Below are 18,237 nucleotides of genomic sequence, written 5' to 3'. Positions count from 1 at the left end.
GGGCGTATTGAACCAGATTGCGCTTTAGCGGCCAGCCTGCACCTGTTTCTGGTAGCGGACCGGGGTGGTGCCATAGCGGCGCAGGAAGGCACGGTTGAGGTGGGATTGATCGGCCAGACCACAGGTGGCGGCCACCTCGGCAGCAGGCAGGCCTGCGGCCAGCCACCCCTTGGCGCGCTGCAGGCGGATGGCCATCAACATCTGCTGGGGGGTGACGTGAAAGCGGGCCTTGAAGCTGCGCTGGAAGTGGTAGGGGCTGAGATTCACTGCACCGGCCAGCTCGGCCAGGGTAATGGGGCGGGCGAAACAGGCCTGCATATAGTCGATGGCGCGGCCCAGAGGGTGGGCCGCTTCGCGCGGGGCCGCCAGGGCCCGGGCATGGGGGCGCAGGGTCTCGCACACCCTTAGCAGCAGGCCGTCGGCGGCGAGCTCGCTGTCACAGTGCCAGAGGGCATCCAGGGCCGCCTGCAGGACGGGGGCAGTGCGCGGATCGCTTCGCACGGCATCGGTGAAATGCCAGTCGCGCTCGCCGCTGATGGCCTCGAGCCGATCGGCGGGCAGGTAGAGCATGCGATAGCGCCACCCTTGCTCGCAGGCTGACTCGCCCGTGTGCAGCTCATCGGGGTTCATCAGCACCAGGCTGCCGGGACCGGCCAGGAGCTGGCTGCCGCGATAGCGAAAGCGCTCGGCACCGCACTCGATGACACCGAGGCCAAACCCCTCGTGACTATGGGGATCGAAGATGTGGTGCTGGATGTGGGCGCGATAGAGCTCGGTCGCAGGCTGCCCCGGCAGGGCGCGAAAATCGGCCCTGTCGTGCTGATGGGTAAAGTTGACCGGTACTCCCTGCATCCTGACCTCCTGTCAATAAGCCTTCATCATAGGGCGCCGCGGGGTGGCGGCCAAGTCTAGGCCTGTGAGGCGCACTCGCGCTCGAGGGCGGTGCGGATCTCCTCTGCGGTCTTGATGGTGCGGATACGGCGAAACAGCTCGTCGGCCTGGGGGTATTCCCGCACTATGTAGGAGAACCACTGCTTGATGCGGCTCGGGTAGTAGTCGGCCTTGTCGCTCGCCAGATCCTGCTCGGTGTAGGTCACCATCAGTTGCAGTACCTCGGCCCAGCTCATGTGGGCACACCCCGTCTTCATCACGTTGGCCAGGTTGGGCAGGGAGATGGCGCCCCGGCCCACCATGAGGGCATCGCAACCGGACACCCGGGCACAGGTCAGGGCATCGGCATGGTTCCAGATCTCGCCGTTGGCGGTGACGGGGATGGGCAGGGCGCGGCGGATGGCGTCCACGTACTCCCAGTGTGCCGGCGCCTTGTAGCCTTCGCGCTTGGTGCGGGCATGCACCGCCAGCTCGTTGGCCCCCCCCTGATAGACGGCCTGGGCGTTGTCCAGATAGAGATCCTTGTCATCGTATCCCAGACGGATCTTGGCGCTCACCGGCAGGTGGGCAGGCACGGCCTCCCGCACCGCCTTGACGATGCGATAGATGGTCTCGGGCTCCTTGAGCAGCACGGCGCCCCCCTTGCTCTTGTTGACCGTGGGGGCAGGGCAGCCGAAGTTGAGATCGACCCCGGGAGAGCCGAGCTCGATGGCCCGTATGGCATTTTCTGCCAGCCACTCCGGATGTTGTCCCAGCAGTTGCACCCGTACCGGGGTCCCCGCACGGGTCTTGCCATCCTGTTTCAGCTCGGGGCAGAGGCGATGGAAGACCTTGGCGGGCAGCAGTTGATCGACCACCCGGATGAATTCACTGACGCAGAGGTCGTAATCATTGACGGAGGTGAGGACCTCCCGCATCAGGTGATCCAGCACCCCCTGCATGGGGGCCAAAATAACGCGCATAGCTGCTTCCGAAGACAAGGGGAGAAAAAAGAGCGCAGATTGTAGTGGCAATGGCCGGGATTGTCAGCCGTCTGCCCACTCGATGACCCCAATCGACGGCCGCCGACTGGGCCAGGCTGTCAGCTTCCGGGCCAACTCTGTTAGGCTAAAGGCAGAGATACATGCAGAGGAGTACCCATGAAACGCTGGTGTCTGATGGCCCTGGGCTGGCTTGCCTTCGCCACCGGGATAGTCGGGATAGTCCTGCCCCTGCTGCCGACCACCCCTTTCATGTTGCTGGCGGCGGCGCTGTTTGCGCGCTCCTCCCCCCGCTTTCATGGCTGGTTGCTGGCGCATCCCTGGTTTGGCCCCCCCATCCTCGACTGGCAGCAGTATCGCGGCATTCGCCGTCACGCGAGACGCCGCGCCATCATCTTTATCCTGATCTCGTTCTCGGTATCGCTGCTGGTGGTGCCGTTGCCCTGGGTGAGGTGGCTGCTGGTTGTCATAATGGTGATCCTGCTCACCTGGTTGATGCGTCTGCCGGTGCTGGAGCCGGTTGCAATGAAGAAGTGAAATCCCTAAGCTATCGCGGCAATAATGCTATGGAGTCGGCTCGTCATTTTTGCGTGACGGGCCTTTTTATTGCCCCCAGGCGGAGACCCCGTGCGCCGCCATGGCAGGGCTCAAAAAATAAGCGGTCAAATAATGAATCCGGAAACCCTGAAGTTTATCGAAGCGAGCATCAAGACCATTCCCGACTATCCGAAGCCGGGCATTCTGTTTCGCGACATCACCAGCCTGATCGAGAATGCCGAGGCCTTCAAGGCCACCATCGATCTGCTGGCCGATCATTACCGTGATCAAGGCATCACCAAGATTGTCGGCACCGAGGCCCGTGGCTTCATCTTCGGCGCCCCGGTTGCCTACGCCATGGGGCTGGGGTTCGTGCCGGTGCGCAAGCCGGGCAAGCTGCCCCGCGCCGTCATCGAGGAGTCCTACGCCCTGGAGTACGGCACCGACACCCTGCAACTGCACACCGATGCCATCGTGCCCGGTGACAAGGTGCTGGTGGTGGACGATCTGCTGGCCACCGGCGGCACCGTCGATGCCACCGTCAAGCTCATCCGCCGCGCCGGCGGTGAGGTAGCGGATGCCGCCTTCATCATCTCCCTGCCGTCCCTGGGCGGTGATGCCCGCCTGACCGCCGCCGGCGTCAAGGTGGTCTCTCTGGTGGAACTCGCGGGGGCGTAAATCGCCCCTTCGCGCGGCAGGCCTCGTCACCCTGCTTTCTGCCGCAAACCGGTGCCTGAACGGGCACCGGTTTGAAATTCAAGCGATCCCTCCCAAGGCGGCGCATCCCCCATACAGCCAGCCCTCCATTTGTGTTAGCATCCAGCCTCAATGCCTCGTTTCCCAGCATCGAGATCTATGAGCTATCAGGTTTTGGCGCGCAAATGGCGCCCCCATACGTTTGAACAAGTGGTCGGCCAGCAACATGTGCTGACTGCCCTGACCAATGCCCTGGATCAGGGACGGCTTCACCATGCCTACCTGCTGAGCGGGACCCGCGGGGTGGGCAAGACCACCATCGCCCGCATTCTGGCCAAGAGCCTCAACTGCGAGCAGGGGATCAGCAGCCATCCGTGCGGTGTGTGCGATACCTGCCGCGAGATCGATCAGGGCAATTTCGTCGATCTGCTGGAAATCGATGCGGCGTCCCGCACCAAGGTGGAAGACACCCGCGAACTGCTCGACAACGTCCAGTACCGTCCGGCCCGTGGTCGTTTCAAGGTGTACCTCATCGATGAAGTGCATATGCTGTCGCGCCACAGCTTCAATGCGCTGCTCAAAACCCTGGAAGAGCCGCCCCCCTATGTGAAATTCCTGCTGGCCACCACGGATCCGCAGAAGCTCCCCATCACCATCCTCTCGCGCTGCCTGCAGTTTCATCTGAAGAGTCTGGATCAGACCCAGATTGCCAGGCAGCTCGAATGGGTGCTGGATCAGGAGGGACAACCCTTCGAGCCTCGCGCCCTGCTGGCCCTGGCCAAGGCGGCCGATGGCAGCATGCGCGATGCCCTGAGCCTCACCGATCAGGCATTGGCCCACGGCAACGGCAGCGTGCGCCTGGAGAGCGTGCTCGCCATGCTGGGGACCCTCGATCATCACCACCTGCACCAGTTGCTGGAGGCAGTGCTGCGCCAGGATGCACCCGCTACCATGGCCAAGATCACCGAGATTGCTACCCTGGGGCCGGATTTCGATCAGCTTCACGCCGAGCTGGAAGCCTTGCTCCACCGGGTGGCCATGGCGCAACTGCTGCCTGCGAGCGTGCAGGAGCAGGGGGCGGATGCCGATGCCTTGCTGCAGCTCGCCGGAGCCATGAGCCCGGAAGAGGTGCAGCTCTGCTATCAAATCGTGCTGGGGGGGCGCAAGGATCTGCCCTGGGCCCCTGACGGGCGCACCGCACTGGAGATGACCTGTCTGCGGATGCTGGCCTTCTCTCCCCGGCGCGAGGTGGTCCATCCCGCCAACCTGGCGGCCCAACCTCTCATGACAGGGCACTCCGGCGTGATGGCGGCTGCGAGGGAAAGCGCGCCGCTCCTGCCGGGAAAGCCCCAGGGGGCTGAGCCGGCCCCGGCTGCCAGCGCAGCACCACAGGCTCCCGCCGCGCCAGCATCGGTCCTTGAGGCCGAGCACGTCGCCCCCGCACCCAAGGCGGAGGAGGGCGCAGTGCTGGATCCGCTCTTTGCCGAGCAGGATGAGCTGCTGCGTGAGGCCGAACGGATGGGCTACGAGGCCGTGGTGCCCGCCAGTCCGCCTGCAGCAGAGCCAGCCTCTGCGCCGTTGGCGGCGGATGACGCCGGGCAGACGCAGCAGGTTGAGGTCCAAGGGGAAGACGTCGCCATCTCTTCGACCTCCAGCATGCAGAGCCTGCTTGGCAAGCGCAATCTGCTGCGAAGCCGCCTGCGTGGCGAGCAGAGTGCAAACGCCGCGCCCCCCCGAGTCACTCCCGTCAAACCGGTGGCCGCGACCAAACCGGCCCCGATGCCTGCCGTCGCGAATTCGCCCCAGGCCGAGGTGCAACCAGCGGCGCGGCCCGAGATGCCGGGGCAGGGATCTGCCATGCAAACGGGGTATGACGACCTGCCCCCTCTGGATGCCTATGAAGAGGGGGCCAGTGACTACGAAGAGTATCTGAATCAGGGGTTTGACGAGGGGTTTGCCAGTGCCCCGTTGCCCACGCGGGCAGTGACTTCCGCCCAGCCAGCTCCCGCCACCATGGCATCTCCTTCGCAGGAGGATCTGCCGCCCTGGGATCTGGGCGCTGACGTCGGCAGCGCGGATACGGCGGCACCTGCGGTTGCCGCTATGGTGTCTGCCGCGCCTCCAGTGGCCGCCAGCGAGCCTCAGCCCGCCATTGCGTTGATGGAGACTATCGACTGGGATGCCCTGGAGAGCGACGCCCAGCCCGAAGAGGAGGGGGAGGTCGCCCGTCTGATCCCCTCGTCCTTGCTGGTCAATTGCGGGGACGCCTGGGCCGAGCTCATCGCCCGCACCGGGGTGGGTGGTCGGCTGCGTCAACTGGCCATCAACGCGGTGATGACCCGGGAAGGCAATCGGGTCTCCCTGCTGCTCAAACCCGAGCAGCGCCATCTGGTGAGCGACAAGGCCCGCGCCGATCTGGCCGAGATCATCGGTCCCGAGCTGGGCGGCCCGGTTCACATCGATGTGACCCTGGGCTCGGATCCCGCGCGGGAGACGCCGCTCGAGATAGAGCATCGTCTCTATCTCGGGGTGCGTGAACAGGTGAGCCGGGATCTGGCGGCGGATCCCAACGTACAATTCTTGCTGCAGCGTTTCGGCGCCGTGCTCCATCCCGAGAGCATCGAACCCCTGAGTCGCTGAGTTGCGGTGAAAAAACCGTGCCGGGGTTTGTCCCCGGTTGAAAAGACCTTTGGCTGCCCCCACTTAGGGCAGATGAACCCACAGCCCGGCGCTGGATGCCGGATTTCAAGACGAGAGACGATCTATGTTTGGTAAAGGTGGAATGGGTAACCTGATGAAACAGGCCCAACAGATGCAAGAGCGCATGCAGAAGATGCAAGAGCAGCTGGCCCAGATGGAAGTGGTCGGTGAGGCGGGTGCAGGCATGGTCAAGGTGACCATGGCCGGCAGCCACAGCGTGCGTCGTATCGAGATCGATCCCAGCCTGATGGAAGATGACAAGGAGATGCTGGAAGATCTGGTCGCCGCCGCCGTCAATGACGCCGTGCGCCGCGTGGAAGAGCAGAACAAGGCCAAGATGGGCGAGCTGACCGGCGGCATGCAATTGCCCCCGGGCTTCAAAATGCCCTTCTGAGGATCCTGCCCGTATGCGTTTCTCCTCCTCTGAGAAGGGGAAAAATGAAAAGGCCAGAGCCAAGCTCTGGCCTTTTGCATGTTGGCACCCCCGGGAACGGCCATGCACAGATCATGGCGGGAGCTGCGTACTTGCCTGCCCCAGGGGGGAGAAGCCCTCGACCAGATGATCGATGAGGGCGCGGATGGCAGGCAGCAGACCGCGGCGTGAGGGGAAGACCGCGTGGATCACCTCCTGGCGCGGTGCCCAGTCGGGGAGCAGACGCACCAGCCGGCCATCGGCCAGGGGCTCATTCATCATCATGGTGGGCAGTTGCACGACCCCGAGCCCGTCGATCGCCCCCTGACGCAATGTCTGCATGTCGGTGGTGGCAAAGCGGGGGCTGTGGTGCTGTTTGACTCGGGCACCATCGGGGCCCAGCAGGGTCCAGTGATGGCCTTCCAGGCTGGCGCCGTGACCGAGGCTCGGCCATGACAGCAGATCTGCGGGGGCCCGGGGCATGCCGAGTGACGCGACAAGGGCCGGACTTGCCACCAGACACTGGGTCGCATAACCCAGCACCCGCATGGCGAGATCGCTGTCCTCCAGGGGCAGTGGTCGCACCCTGAGCGCCATGTCCAACCCCTCCGCGACCAAATCCACCGCCCGGTTGACCCCGACGAGTTGCACCTTGACGCTGGGATGGGCCAGGGCGAAGGAGACCAGCATCCTCCCTACGTGGGCGTGCAGCAGATCGATGGGGCAGGCGATGCGAACCAGACCGCAAGGCTCGCTCTGGGTCGCGGCGATGAGATCCTGCGCCGCATCGGCTTCCACCAGCATGGCCCGGCAACGGGTGTAATAAGCCTGCCCGAGTTCGGTGACGGTGAAGCTGCGGGTGGAACGCTGGATAAGGCGCACTCCGAGTCGCTCCTCCAGCATGACGATGCGGCGGCTGAGCCGCGATTTTGGCATGCCGAGGGCCCTGCCGGCCTGGGCAAAGCCCCCGTGATCCACCACCTGGACATAGAAATAGAGGTCGTTGAGATCCTGTTGCATGGGTTTATCGTTCACAAAATAGGACGCTGATGGCCAATTTTACGTCTACCGGACGCAGCGTTCCAGACTCACAATGCGAGCAACGGCACATCCCGTGACGATCACCCAGGAGAGCATCATGAAAAGAGTCATCGGTATTTACAGCGCCCCTCGACAACACTGGGTCGGCGACGGATTCCCGGTTCGCTCGCTGTTCTCGTATCAGACCCATGGCCGCGCCTTGAGCCCTTTCCTGATGCTGGACAGGGCTGGCCCGGCACATTTCGAGCCCGCCGATCATGCCAGGGGCGTGGGGGAACACCCGCACCGTGGTTTTGAGACGGTCACCATCGTCTATGAAGGGGAGGTCGCCCATCGCGACTCGACCGGCCAGGGGGGGATCATCGGTCCGGGAGACGTGCAGTGGATGACGGCCGCCGCCGGCATCATGCACGACGAGTTCCACTCCCAGGGGTTCACCCGTCGTGGTGGCACCCTCGACATGGTGCAGCTGTGGGTCAACCTGCCCGCCAAACACAAGATGTCGACGCCCGGTTATCAGGGCATCACCAGCGACAGCATCCCGCAACTGAGCCTCAAGGAGGGCGATGTGCGGGTGCGCATCATCGCCGGGAACGATGCCGGGTTGCAACAAGGCGAGGTAGAGGGGCCAGCCCGAACCTTCTCGCCCATGAACATCTGGGATCTGCGGCTCAAGGGCGGGGCCAGCGTGGTGCTGCCGGCGGTAGCGGGATGGAACAGCGCCTTGGTGGTGCTCAAGGGCTCTCTCATTATCAACGGTCAGGAGCGCGCGGGCGAAGCACAACTGGTGCTGCTCGATCCCAACGGGGAGGAGTTCATGCTGGAGGCGGAGGGCGAGGCCAGCTTGTTGCTGCTGAGTGGCGAGCCCATCGATGAACCCATCGTGGGTTATGGCCCCTTTGTCATGAACAGCGAGGCAGAGATCCATCAGGCGATAGATGATTTCAACAGCGGCCGGTTCGCCGTCATCGCCCCCTGAGACAATCCTGATAAAAACAAAGCGCCTGATGGCGCTTTGTTTTTTTATGAGCCCTGGTCAACCGAGCCAGCCGAGGGCCAGCGCCAGCCTGCCGCACAAGGCGGCCAGCAGGATGCCAAGCAGGGTGCGCAGCAGCCAGATCACCACCAGCTGTCCCACGCTCACCGGGATCCGGGTGGCCAGGATGCAGGGGATGGAGGCAGAGAAGAAGAGCACCGAGCTGACCGAAACCACGGCCGCGACATAGCGCACCAGCAGGTCGGCATCCTTGAGCAGGATGGCGGGCAGGAACATCTCGGCCAGACCGGCCGAGAGGGCCTTGGCGGTGGCGAGCGGCTCGCCGAGATCCAGCAGCCAGGTCAGTGGCCAGAGCAGCCAGCCCAGCAGATCGAACAGGGGGGTGTGCTTTGCCAGCAGCAGGCCCAGCAGACCGACGGACAGTATGGTGGGCACCACGGCAGCGGCCATGTGAAGACCGTCCCTGAGGTTGTCCTTCAATTGCCGCAGCAGGGGATCGGCCTGGTGGGACTGGGTCAGGCCGCAGGTGAGGGCTGCCTGCCAGCGGCTCATGCCAGCCGGTAGCGGCTCGTCGGTCTCGCCATGGTGAGCCAGGCGACTGATGGGAGGAACACGCGCCAGGATGGCGGTGATGACGAAAGTGATCACTAGGGTGGACCAGAAGTAGAAGTTCCAGTGTCCCATCAGGTTGAGGGTCTTGGCCACGATGATCATGAAGGCGGCCGAGACGGTGGAGAAGCCGGTGGCGATGATGACGGCTTCTCGCACCGTGTACTTGCCCGCGAGGAAGACTCGGTTGGTGATGAGCAGGCCCACCGAGTAGCTGCCGACGAAAGAGGCGACCGCATCGATAGCGGAGTGACCCGGCGTGCGCCACAGGGGGCGCATCACGGGTTGCATCAGCACCCCGATGAATTCCAGCAGGCCGAAACCGAGCAGGAAGGTCAGGGCCATGGCGCCGATAGGCACGATGAGACCCACTGACATTGCCAGTTTGTCGAACAGGAAGGGGAGGCGATCCGGGGTCATCAACCAGGCAGGGCCCCAGTCTGTGACATACAAAATGGCCAGGGCCAGTCCGAGCAGCTTGAACAGGCTCAATACCCTGTCGATGGGACGGGCGCGCCAGCGGCCATCCAGCAAGGGGGTGATGGCGCCATAGGCGATGAGCAAGAGAATGAGGGTCAGGGCAAGGGGGCGCTGGGCAATCAGAAAGCCGGCCAGGTGATCCACCACTATGGTGCTGCGCCCGCCAAGCTCGAAGGGAACAAAAAAGATGGCGATGCCAAGCAGGCTGGCCAACAGCAGCTTGATGCCGGCCCCTGATCCTGCCGGTGCAGTGAGCGTGTGTTCAGGTTCCATTTTCTCTCCTTGTGGTCCGCATGGTTCAATTCCGTTGAGGGGATGATTTGTATATACAATATCGTCCGGCGCTCAAAATGGAAACACCAAAGTCACCAAAATGCAACATGTGAATCGGTGTGGATGCAGATGACCCCAATGTTGAAAAGCGTGATCTTGGGGGGAAGAGGGGCCGGGATGGCGAGTGGGTGGTGAGACATCAAGAGGTAAAACAGGGAGGTAAGCGACCAGCGCCAGGAAAAACATGAGCGGCTATTTACCCTTTTTGGCCATATTCATTCATGAGCCTATATTCATGACTATTTATGAATAAATCATAAACCCTTTGTTCATTTGACTACTTTTCGACTATCCCATTGCAGAGTAAGATGCCTCTTCAATAAAAATAAGAATTAGGAGTTCGGGTGTGAAGGCATTAGAGAAAGAAAGGATATCGCCCTATATCAGCCAGTTATACGAGTGCGGTATTAATGATTCTGACATTAAGCTCGTCGTGGACCAATTTCGCGCCGACGTTTCCTGTAGTTCATCCCTGTTTTTATTGCGGGATGATGACAAGAGCGACGGAATAAAGCTTTTTTCCAGCGGTCTGACCGAGGCCCAGCAGCAGTTTTACCTGCAACATCATCGCCAGGATGTGTGGTTCAACCATTACTTGGATAAAGGGTGCAAGGGGATTGTCAGCGCCAACAGCATTTCAAGCTCGGTGGGCCTGCTGGCAAGTTTCGGCGCCCAATTCGCCGCCGGCGGCGTCTGCCAGGTGAAAGGGCGTGGGCTGAGCAGCCTGTGCAGTTACCGTGGTGCAGCGCAAGATGATTTCAGTAGTCGCGACCTCACCTCGCTCTCTGAAATCTATTCCGGACTGGCGGCCTGGAGCCACCATTATTGGAACTTGCTGGCCCTGGAAACCCAGAACTATCAGTTGCAACAGCTGGTGAAAAACCATAATAAGCCCAGCGCCATCATAGACGACAAGGGGCATATTCATTATTCCAATGTGGCCTTCAACCGTATCGCCGATGAAAATGTGGAATTGCGGGCCATCAATGGCATTTTATCTTTGCAGAATAAGGAGCAGCAACGCCAGCTCAAGGAGATCCTCAATGGCTTTGCCTATTTGCTGCCCGGCGCCAGCGCCTATATGTCCATTCCCCGTCAGCCTAACCTGCGCCCGCTGCTGGTCCAATGCACCCTGATGAGCGGACTCAGCCGCTTTGAACGCTATGTGGAAGTGGTGCTGCGTGACCCCGAGCACGCCTTCAACCCCGACATCGAAGCGCTGGCCAGCCTCTATCCCCTCACCATCGGCGAGAAGGAGCTGCTGGTACTGATGAGCAAGGGTTACAGCAGCAACGACATCGCGGAGCTGCGCGGTGTCAAGGTGGAAACCGTGCGCTCCACCCTGAAAGGGGTGTTCAAGAAGACCGACTGCCACAGCCAGAACGAGCTCTTGCTCTTGCTGCAATCCATCTCCTGATCCATGCGGACTATGCTTGGAGTGAGCCGGACATAGTGCCCGGCTCTTGCCTCCCCTCGGGAGGCTCGTTGGGGGAAAGCGTCATGGAATCACTCAAGGCAAAGGACTACATGCAGACCAAGCCCATCACCTTCAGCGCAGAGATGATGGTACAGGCGGCGGTGGAAAAATTTCTCAACAGTCATCAGTTGGGCGGCCCCGTAGTGGACAGCCAGGGACATCTGATTGGCTGGGTCTCCGAGCAGGATTGCATCGCCGTCATGTTGAAAGAGGCCTACCACTGTGAACAGGTGGCCCAGGTCAGGGATGTGATGCGCAAGGAGGTGCTGGCAGTCGGCCCCGACACCAGCATCCTGGATCTGGCGGAGATGATGATGGGTCAAAAGCCCAAGATCTATCCTGTGGTGGAGGAGGGGCGCCTGCTCGGGGTCATCAACCGCCACAATGTGATGCAGGCCATCCACGCCCAGCTTGGCACCTGTTTCGTGCATCAGGCCAGAGTCTGAACGGTGTTGTCTGGTTGTTTTCAAAGAGCAGGCTCCGGCCTGCTCTTTTCATCCGTGACGGTCATGACGCCTCCGGCTTGATGTGCTGGCGCGGCGCTTTAAGGCTTGCACCGCCCAGCCTCGCTCTTTAGGATCTCCTCCAGCTATCGATATGGCCCTTGATGGGCACTCTTTTAAGGAATTCGTACCTTGTCTCTCTCTATCGAGGCGCTGCGCCGCCGTCTTACCGCCTGCATGAATCTCGACGCCCGCCGTCTCTCCAGTCGACTGCACGGGGTCAAGAAGCTGCCGGAAGCCAAGCAGGCTGCCGTGCTCGAGACCATCGCCGCTGACCTGGATGTGGCACAGGCGCGCTACCAGTCCCGTCTGGCGGGCGTGCCCAAGGTCACCTATCCGGACAATCTGCCAGTCAGCCAGAAGCAGGGGGAGATCGCCAAAGCCATTGAAGAGCATCAAGTGGTGATCATCGCCGGCGAAACCGGTTCGGGCAAAACCACCCAGATCCCCAAGATCTGTCTGGCGCTCGGGCGTGGGGTCAAGGGCTTCATCGGCCACACCCAGCCGCGCCGTCTGGCGGCCCGTACCGTCGCAGCCCGCATCGCCGAGGAGATGGAGTCCGAGCTTGGCCACTACGTGGGTTACAAGGTGCGCTTTACCGATCAGGTGAGCGAGCATACCCACATCAAGCTGATGACCGACGGTATCCTGCTGGCGGAGATCCAGAACGACCGGATGCTCACCCAGTACGACACCATCATCATCGATGAGGCCCACGAGCGCAGCCTCAACATCGACTTCATTCTGGGCTATCTCAAACAGCTGCTGCCCAAGCGCCCCGATCTCAAGGTGATCATCACCTCGGCCACTATCGACCCGCAGCGCTTCTCCCGTCATTTCAACAAGGCGCCGGTGATCGAGGTCTCTGGCCGCACTTATCCGGTGGAGGTGCGCTACCGCCCGCTCGTCAGTGATAAAAGCGAAGGGCTGGAGGAGCGCGACGAACTGCAGGGGATCTTCGATGCGGTGGAAGAGCTGGCCCGCGAAGGGCTGGGGGACATCCTCATCTTCATGAACGGCGAGCGGGAGATCCGCGATACCGCCGATGCCCTGCGCAAGCTCAATCTGCGCGACACCGAGGTGCTGCCGCTCTACGCCCGCCTCTCCAACGCCGAGCAGAACAAGGTATTCCAGCAACATGCCGGACGGCGTATCGTGCTTGCTACCAACGTGGCGGAGACCTCGCTGACGGTGCCGGGCATTCGCTACGTCATCGATCCGGGCACCGCCCGCATCAGCCGCTATTCCTGGCGCACCAAGGTGCAGCGCCTGCCCATCGAGCCGGTCTCCCAGGCCAGCGCCAACCAGCGTAAAGGGCGTTGCGGTCGGGTGGCGGACGGTATCTGTATCCGTCTCTACTCGGAGGAGGATTTCAATAGCCGCCCCGCCTTTACCGACCCCGAGATCCTGCGCACCAACCTGGCATCGGTCATCCTGCAGATGCTGGCGCTCGGCCTTGGCAATATGGAGGCGTTCCCCTTCGTCGAGCCACCCGAGTCGCGCCATATCAAGGACGGTCTGACCCTCTTGAAAGAGCTGGAGGCGGTGCGCGAGCTGCCCGCCACCGGCGATCGCGAAGCCAAACTGCAGCTGACCGAGATCGGTCGCCAGCTCTCGCGCATTCCCCTTGATCCGCGTCTGGCGAAGATGGTGATCAGTGCGGCGCAGACCGGCTGCCTGAGTGAGGTGATGGTGATCACCGCCGCCCTCAGCATTCAGGATCCCCGCGAGCGGCCCATGGAGAAAAAGCAGGCCGCCGACGAGCAGCACAGACGCTTTGAAGACAAGGATTCCGACTTCCTCGCTTTTGTTAACCTCTGGAACTATCTGAAAGAGCAGCAGGATGCCCTTGGCAGCAACCCGTTTCGCCGCATGTGCCAGAAGGAGTTTCTCTCCTACCTGCGGGTGCGCGAGTGGCAGGACATTCACTTCCAGCTGCGTCAGACGGTCAAGGAGCTGGGTTTTAAAGCCAATCAGGAACCGGCAGATTTCAAGACGGTGCACTGCGCCCTGCTGACCGGCCTCTTGAGCCATATCGGCAACAAGGATCTGGAGAAGCCCGAGTTCCTCGGCGCCCGCAATGGCCGTTTCCACCTCTTCCCGGCCTCGGGTCTGTTCAAGAAACCGCCCAAGTGGGTGATGGCCGCAGAATTGGTGGAGACCTCGCGCCTCTACGCCCGCATCAACGCCAAGATTGAACCGGAGTGGGTGGAGCCGCTGGCAGGTCACCTCATCAAGCTGCACCACAGCGACCCTCACTGGTCGAAGAAAAACGGCGCCGTGATGGCCAAGGAGAAGGTGACCCTCTATGGTCTGACTTTGGTCAACGAGCGCACCATCAACTTCAGCCGCATCGATCCGGCCCTGTGCCGCGAGCTCTTCATCCGCCGCGCGCTGGTGGAGGGGGATTTCGAGACCCGTCACCGTTTCTTCAGCGATAACCGCAAGCTCCTGGCCGAGGTAGAGGCGCTGGAGCACAAGTCGCGGCGTCGCGACATCCTGGTGGATGACGAGGACTTGTTCCGCTTCTACGATGCCCGTTTGCCGGAGGAGGTGATATCAAGCCGTCACTTCGACAAGTGGTGGAAGGAGGCGCAAAAGCAGGACGCCGAGCTGCTCAACTTCGAAAAAGAGATGTTGATGAAGGGGGACGCGGCCCACATCAGCGATCTCGACTACCCCAACTTCTGGCAGCAGGGGCGTCTCAAGCTCAAGCTAACCTATCAGTTCGAGCCGGGGGAGGCCGCCGATGGCGTGACCCTGCATATCCCGCTGCCGCTCCTGAATCAGGTGGAGGTGAAGGGGTTCGAGTGGTTGATCCCGGGGCTTCGTCACGAGCTGTTGGTCGCCCTCATCAAGTCGATGCCAAAACCGATGCGCAAGAACTTCGTGCCGGCCCCCAATTATGCCGATGCGCTGCTCGCCAGCATCAACCCTGAACAGGGGCCGCTCTTGGACGAGATGGAGCGCCAGCTGCGCCGCATGACCGGTGTGACCGTGCCCCGTGAATCCTGGGACTGGGCTGCGGTGCCCGATCACCTGAAACTCACCTTCCGGGTGGTGGACGACAAACACAAGAAGGTGGCGGAAGGCAAGGATCTGGAGGCCTTGAAAGAGTCCCTGCGTGGCAAGGTGCAGGAGACCCTGTCACAAGTGGCGGACGATGACATCGAGCAGTCTGGCCTCACCCTGTGGAGCTTTGGCGAGTTGCCCCAGGAGTACAGTCAGAAGCGGGGCGGTTTCGAGGTGAAAGCCTATCCGGCCCTGGTGGATCAGAAGGATTCGGTCGCCATCCAGCTGGTGGAAAGTCCTGTGGTGCAGCAGCAGCTGATGTGGGCTGGCCAGCGTCGGCTGGTGCTGCTCAACGTGCCATCTCCCATCAAGTACCTGCAGGAAAAGCTGCCCAACAAGGCCAAGCTCGGGCTCTATTTCAACCCGTTTGGCAAGGTGGCCGAGCTTATCGATGACTGCATCGCCTGCGGCTGTGACAAGCTGATTGAGCAGCACGGCGGCATGGCCTGGGACGAGGCCGGTTTCGAGGCGCTCAAGGAGTTTGTCCGCGCCGAGCTCAACGATGCGGTGGTGGAGGTGGCCAAGCAGGTGGAAGGCGTGCTGACGCTATCCCACGAGATCAAGAAGCGGCTCAAGGGCAAGATGCAGCTCGACACCGCCTTTGCCATGTCCGACATCCAGCAGCAGCTCGGCAACCTAATCCACAAGGGCTTTGTCACCGAGACCGGCTGGCAGCGGCTGCCTGACTTGCTGCGCTACCTGCGGGCCATCGAGCGTCGTCTCGAGAAGCTCGCCATCGATCCCAACCGGGATCGGGTCTACATGCTCAAGGTGCACAGCGTGGAGTCGGAGTACAAGGCGCTGCTGGCCAAGATCCCCAAATCCCAGCTTATTCCCACCGAGGTGGCCAATATTCGCTGGATGATCGAGGAGCTGCGAGTCTCCTTCTTCGCCCAGCAACTGGGGACGCCATACCCCATCTCGGATAAACGGGTGCAGAGCGCCATTGCCCAGTGCTAAGCTGCTATCTATCTGTTTTCTGAGCCATAGTGTGAAAGCAACGGGACGCCAAAGGGAAGGGAGGCCGTCATATGCTGGGGATCTGGTTGGGGGTGGCACTGGTCAACATCAGCGGGTATCAACCCATTGCGGAACAAACCTGGGTGCAGCTCAACCCGGAGTACTATCCGGTGCAGCGCCCCGTGCCGCCCATTTTTGCGGCCTGGCGGGGCAATCAGTTTCCCCCTCTTGAACAGAGAAAGAAGAACGGCCGCTGGCAGATCCTCTTTCCTGCCCGGCTGGTGCCCCCCTTCGATCTGTTCGAAGGGGAGGCCCAGCTCTCCAAGGCTTACCTGGCCAGGCTAAAGCGCATCGATGAGATGGCCTATGGCATGGCGCCCCACCAATCAGTACTGCAAGCCGCCTCCTCGACCCCCTCGTTCGAAGTCCCGGGCGCTGTCGCCTTTGTCGCCGAGTTCTCCCTGCCTCGGGAGAGGAAGGCACGGATGCCCCTGGGGGAGCCCTTGCTCGCACGGCTGGGGGGGCAGGGAGTCGCCATCCAGGCCTTGGCAAGACAGGGAGATGCACAGCCCATGGCCACCGCAGATTCTGCCCCTGAGCAGGCGACCCTGACTCTTTCCGCCACGGCGGCAGGGGAGGCATCGCGGGTTTGTCATCAGGTGGCGGCGGGAGAGACCCTGTGGCGTATCGCAAGCCAGCTTCAGTCAAAAGAGGCCGGCGGTTCGGATACTTACAGCTATCTGCTGGCGCTGGTGCAGGAAAATCGTGACAGGATGGCCAAAGGGATCCAGGTGCAGGCCGGGCTGCGCCTCTATTGCCCCACAGCGCAGACCCTGGCGCAATTCGATGCCCTGAGCCCGGCCCAGCGACAGCAGCAGTTTGCCCGTCTGGAGCAGGGGCGTTAGGGGATGGCGAGAGGCGTGGTGGAGTGCCTTTTGCCTAGAGAAGAGTGCCGCGGGTTCTTTCCTTGTATCCCCTCCGGGCCCGTGCTAGTATTCGCGCTCGTTTTGCGAGGTGCTGACCGGTCGCAGTCAACACCATACATTCATCTTAAAAGAGATAATCACTATGTCTTTCGTATTCCAAGCTGAAGTCCGTTCTGACCTGGGGAAAGGTGCGAGCCGCCGCCTGCGTCATGCTGACCTGGTTCCTGCCATCGTTTACGGTGCAGGCAAAGAAGCCGTGTCCGTTACCCTGGACCACAAAAAGCTGATCCTGGCCCAAGAGAAGCCGGAGTTCTACTCCTCCGAGCTGACCCTGGTCATCAACGGTGAAGAAGTCAAAGTGAACGTGAAGGCTATCCAGCGTCACCCGGTTCGCTACAAGCTGGTTCACCTGGATTTCGTTCGCGTCTAATCGACAACGAACTTTCCTGTGAAGAGGCCACCCAATCGGGTGGCCTCTTTGTTTTTACAGCAATATCCTGCTGTTTTCACCTATTCTGCTGCTTGTCCTGGCAGGTAGCTATCTGCTGGGCAATGCACTGATCGAGCGCGAGCTCTATCGCGTTCGCAGTGATGAGAGCACCTTCCTGGCGCTTGCCAGCGGCCGCCTTGACGGCGAGCTGGCGGTGCCGCTGCGCCATGTGCGCAGCATGTCGGAAGAACCCATCCTGCTCGAAGCGGCGGCTCGCAATGACCGTGACACCCTGGCCGTCCAGTTCACCATCCTGCTGAACCGCAATCCCGACTATGCCCAGGTGCGTTGGCTTGCCCCGGATGGCATGGAGCGGGTGCGCATCGATCGCCAGGGCCAGCATCTGTGGCGTGTGACGGACGACCAGTTGCAGAACAAGGGGGAGCGTTACTACTTTCGCGATGCCATGGCGCTGCCCTGGGAGCGGGTCTACGTCTCGCCGCTCGATCTCAACGTTGAACACGGGGTGATCGATCGCCCCTTCAACCCCATCTTAAATGCGAAAGGGGACTCCCTCCGACGTAGGTGGGAGGGGAATTTCGCCGGGGCGTCAGCCCCGCTGGTTTTGAATGTATTGCTTGATCACCTCCAACGGTGCTCCGCCGCAAGAGCCCACAAAGTAAGAGCGTGACCAGAGTACGGGTTTGCTGTAAGCACCCCTCAAGTCCAGAAATTCATTACGCAGTCGCCTTGATGTGACCGCCTTTAACGAGTTCACCAGCACCGATAGCTGCACTGTTGGGCCGTACTCTATCAGCATGTGAACATGATCAGCCTCTCCGTCACACTCTTTCAGTTCCGCACCAAAATCTCTGCAAACCTCTGCCGCACACTGACCGAAGGAAGCGTGATGCAGATCCCCCAGTATCGGCTTTCGATACTTGGTGATAAACACCAAATGTACGTGCAAAACGTAGGTCGCATGGCGTGATTTATTAATTTTAGTGAATTGCATTCTGTCACTCAATCGGGCTTAATAGATATGGTAATAATGCTACACACTGAGCGATAAATGCAAATTCTGAAAGCCTACAAGTTCCGACTCGAACCGACCGCCCAACAAGCGCAACGCCTGCGCCAGTTGGGCGGTTGTGCTCGTTATGTCTGGAATCACGGGCTGGCAGAGACAAAGC

General features: G+C 61.4%; 16 protein-coding genes and 1 pseudogene. 12 read left to right on the top strand and 5 right to left on the bottom strand.

Going from position 1 to position 18,237, the window contains the following annotated elements:
* Nucleotides 1–24: 24 nt before the first annotated feature.
* Together MUW49_RS14000 and dusC are read right to left on the bottom strand one after the other, a co-directional pair.
* Nucleotides 25–852 carry an AraC family transcriptional regulator gene (locus tag MUW49_RS14000; protein ID WP_113978445.1) on the bottom strand — a complete coding sequence of 276 codons (828 nt, stop codon included), beginning with the start codon at nt 850–852 and terminating at the stop codon, nt 25–27.
* 56 nt (nt 853–908) lie between these two features.
* Nucleotides 909–1,853 (bottom strand): tRNA dihydrouridine(16) synthase DusC, encoded by a 945-nt coding sequence (dusC, locus tag MUW49_RS13995; protein WP_113978443.1) that lies wholly within the window; start codon nt 1,851–1,853, stop codon nt 909–911.
* Nucleotides 1,854–2,030: 177 nt separating this feature from the next.
* Between dusC and MUW49_RS13990 the strand changes: the two genes are divergently transcribed.
* The 4 genes from MUW49_RS13990 to MUW49_RS13975 all read left to right on the top strand — a co-directional run bounded on the left by MUW49_RS13990 (nt 2,031) and on the right by MUW49_RS13975 (nt 6,198).
* The gene (locus MUW49_RS13990; RefSeq protein WP_039039141.1) at nt 2,031–2,408 is read left to right on the top strand and encodes a YbaN family protein; all 378 of its coding nucleotides are present in this window, start codon (nt 2,031–2,033) and stop codon (nt 2,406–2,408) included.
* A gap of 132 nt (nt 2,409–2,540) precedes the next feature.
* A complete protein-coding gene (gene apt, locus MUW49_RS13985) occupies nt 2,541–3,086 on the top strand; it encodes an adenine phosphoribosyltransferase (RefSeq protein WP_010674707.1) in 546 nt (181 codons plus the stop codon).
* A gap of 177 nt (nt 3,087–3,263) precedes the next feature.
* Nucleotides 3,264–5,744 carry a DNA polymerase III subunit gamma/tau gene (gene dnaX, locus MUW49_RS13980; RefSeq protein ID WP_113978441.1) on the top strand — a complete coding sequence of 827 codons (2,481 nt, stop codon included), beginning with the start codon at nt 3,264–3,266 and terminating at the stop codon, nt 5,742–5,744.
* A gap of 124 nt (nt 5,745–5,868) precedes the next feature.
* Nucleotides 5,869–6,198 (top strand): YbaB/EbfC family nucleoid-associated protein, encoded by a 330-nt coding sequence (locus MUW49_RS13975; RefSeq protein WP_005301028.1) that lies wholly within the window; start codon nt 5,869–5,871, stop codon nt 6,196–6,198.
* A 111-nt stretch (nt 6,199–6,309) separates the two neighbouring features.
* On the opposite strand, the gene MUW49_RS13970 is transcribed toward MUW49_RS13975, so the two are convergent.
* On the bottom strand, nt 6,310–7,236 hold the full coding sequence (locus MUW49_RS13970; protein ID WP_113978440.1) for a LysR family transcriptional regulator: 927 nt from the start codon (nt 7,234–7,236) through the stop codon (nt 6,310–6,312).
* A gap of 118 nt (nt 7,237–7,354) precedes the next feature.
* On the opposite strand from MUW49_RS13970, the gene MUW49_RS13965 reads away from it, so the two are divergent.
* Nucleotides 7,355–8,236, top strand: a complete 882-nt coding sequence (locus MUW49_RS13965; protein ID WP_113978438.1) for a pirin family protein — start codon at nt 7,355–7,357, stop codon at nt 8,234–8,236.
* A 57-nt stretch (nt 8,237–8,293) separates the two neighbouring features.
* Here MUW49_RS13965 and MUW49_RS13960 read toward each other — a convergent pair whose 3' ends face one another.
* Nucleotides 8,294–9,616: a YjiH family protein gene (locus MUW49_RS13960; RefSeq protein ID WP_010674712.1), complete on the bottom strand. Its 1,323-nt coding sequence runs from the start codon at nt 9,614–9,616 to the stop codon at nt 8,294–8,296.
* A gap of 406 nt (nt 9,617–10,022) precedes the next feature.
* Here MUW49_RS13960 and MUW49_RS13955 point away from each other — a divergent pair, with 406 nt between their 5' ends.
* From MUW49_RS13955 to MUW49_RS22095, 6 genes and pseudogenes are all read left to right on the top strand, one after another.
* A complete protein-coding gene (locus tag MUW49_RS13955; protein WP_113978437.1) occupies nt 10,023–11,093 on the top strand; it encodes a transcriptional regulator in 1,071 nt (356 codons plus the stop codon).
* Between the two features lie 83 nt (nt 11,094–11,176).
* The gene (locus tag MUW49_RS13950) at nt 11,177–11,599 is read left to right on the top strand and encodes a CBS domain-containing protein (RefSeq protein WP_010674714.1); all 423 of its coding nucleotides are present in this window, start codon (nt 11,177–11,179) and stop codon (nt 11,597–11,599) included.
* Nucleotides 11,600–11,788: 189 nt separating this feature from the next.
* Complete coding sequence (gene hrpA, locus MUW49_RS13945; protein ID WP_113978435.1) at nt 11,789–15,688, top strand: ATP-dependent RNA helicase HrpA; 3,900 nt, start codon at nt 11,789–11,791, stop codon at nt 15,686–15,688.
* 71 nt (nt 15,689–15,759) lie between these two features.
* Entirely contained in the window at nt 15,760–16,593 is an 834-nt protein-coding gene (locus MUW49_RS13940) for a hypothetical protein (protein WP_113978433.1), read from the top strand.
* 163 nt (nt 16,594–16,756) lie between these two features.
* Nucleotides 16,757–17,044 (top strand): 50S ribosomal protein L25, encoded by a 288-nt coding sequence (rplY, locus tag MUW49_RS13935; RefSeq protein WP_010674717.1) that lies wholly within the window; start codon nt 16,757–16,759, stop codon nt 17,042–17,044.
* A gap of 64 nt (nt 17,045–17,108) precedes the next feature.
* A pseudogene (locus MUW49_RS22095) lies at nt 17,109–17,600 on the top strand (sensor histidine kinase); the annotation flags it as partial.
* A 54-nt stretch (nt 17,601–17,654) separates the two neighbouring features.
* On the opposite strand, the gene tnpA reads toward MUW49_RS22095, so the two are convergent.
* A complete protein-coding gene (gene tnpA / locus MUW49_RS13925; protein ID WP_119197662.1) occupies nt 17,655–18,059 on the bottom strand; it encodes an IS200/IS605 family transposase in 405 nt (134 codons plus the stop codon).
* A 57-nt stretch (nt 18,060–18,116) separates the two neighbouring features.
* On the opposite strand from tnpA, the gene MUW49_RS22090 reads away from it, so the two are divergent.
* On the top strand, nt 18,117–18,237 hold a 121-nt coding region (locus MUW49_RS22090; protein WP_348521188.1), incomplete at its 3' end, for a helix-turn-helix domain-containing protein.

The organism is Aeromonas sp. LsrichE-8G (assembly GCF_022869435.1).
Taxonomy (GTDB): domain Bacteria; phylum Pseudomonadota; class Gammaproteobacteria; order Enterobacterales; family Aeromonadaceae; genus Aeromonas; species Aeromonas caviae.
This window is presented reverse-complemented; position numbering and strand designations above follow the sequence as displayed.

Excerpts from the sequence above, each read along its gene's own strand:
- rplY (WP_010674717.1), top strand. The coding sequence starts at position 16,757 with ATGTCTTTCGTATTCCAAGCTGAAGTCCGTTCTGACCTGGGGAAAGGT.
- MUW49_RS13970 (WP_113978440.1), bottom strand. The coding sequence starts at position 7,236 with ATGCAACAGGATCTCAACGACCTCTATTTCTATGTCCAGGTGGTGGAT.
- MUW49_RS13960 (WP_010674712.1), bottom strand. The coding sequence starts at position 9,616 with ATGGAACCTGAACACACGCTCACTGCACCGGCAGGATCAGGGGCCGGC.
- MUW49_RS13990 (WP_039039141.1), top strand. The coding sequence starts at position 2,031 with ATGAAACGCTGGTGTCTGATGGCCCTGGGCTGGCTTGCCTTCGCCACC.
- MUW49_RS13940 (WP_113978433.1), top strand. The coding sequence starts at position 15,760 with ATGCTGGGGATCTGGTTGGGGGTGGCACTGGTCAACATCAGCGGGTAT.
- apt (WP_010674707.1), top strand. The coding sequence starts at position 2,541 with ATGAATCCGGAAACCCTGAAGTTTATCGAAGCGAGCATCAAGACCATT.
- dusC (WP_113978443.1), bottom strand. The coding sequence starts at position 1,853 with ATGCGCGTTATTTTGGCCCCCATGCAGGGGGTGCTGGATCACCTGATG.
- MUW49_RS13950 (WP_010674714.1), top strand. The coding sequence starts at position 11,177 with ATGGAATCACTCAAGGCAAAGGACTACATGCAGACCAAGCCCATCACC.
- tnpA (WP_119197662.1), bottom strand. The coding sequence starts at position 18,059 with ATGCAATTCACTAAAATTAATAAATCACGCCATGCGACCTACGTTTTG.
- MUW49_RS13965 (WP_113978438.1), top strand. The coding sequence starts at position 7,355 with ATGAAAAGAGTCATCGGTATTTACAGCGCCCCTCGACAACACTGGGTC.
- dnaX (WP_113978441.1), top strand. The coding sequence starts at position 3,264 with ATGAGCTATCAGGTTTTGGCGCGCAAATGGCGCCCCCATACGTTTGAA.
- MUW49_RS14000 (WP_113978445.1), bottom strand. The coding sequence starts at position 852 with ATGCAGGGAGTACCGGTCAACTTTACCCATCAGCACGACAGGGCCGAT.
- MUW49_RS13975 (WP_005301028.1), top strand. The coding sequence starts at position 5,869 with ATGTTTGGTAAAGGTGGAATGGGTAACCTGATGAAACAGGCCCAACAG.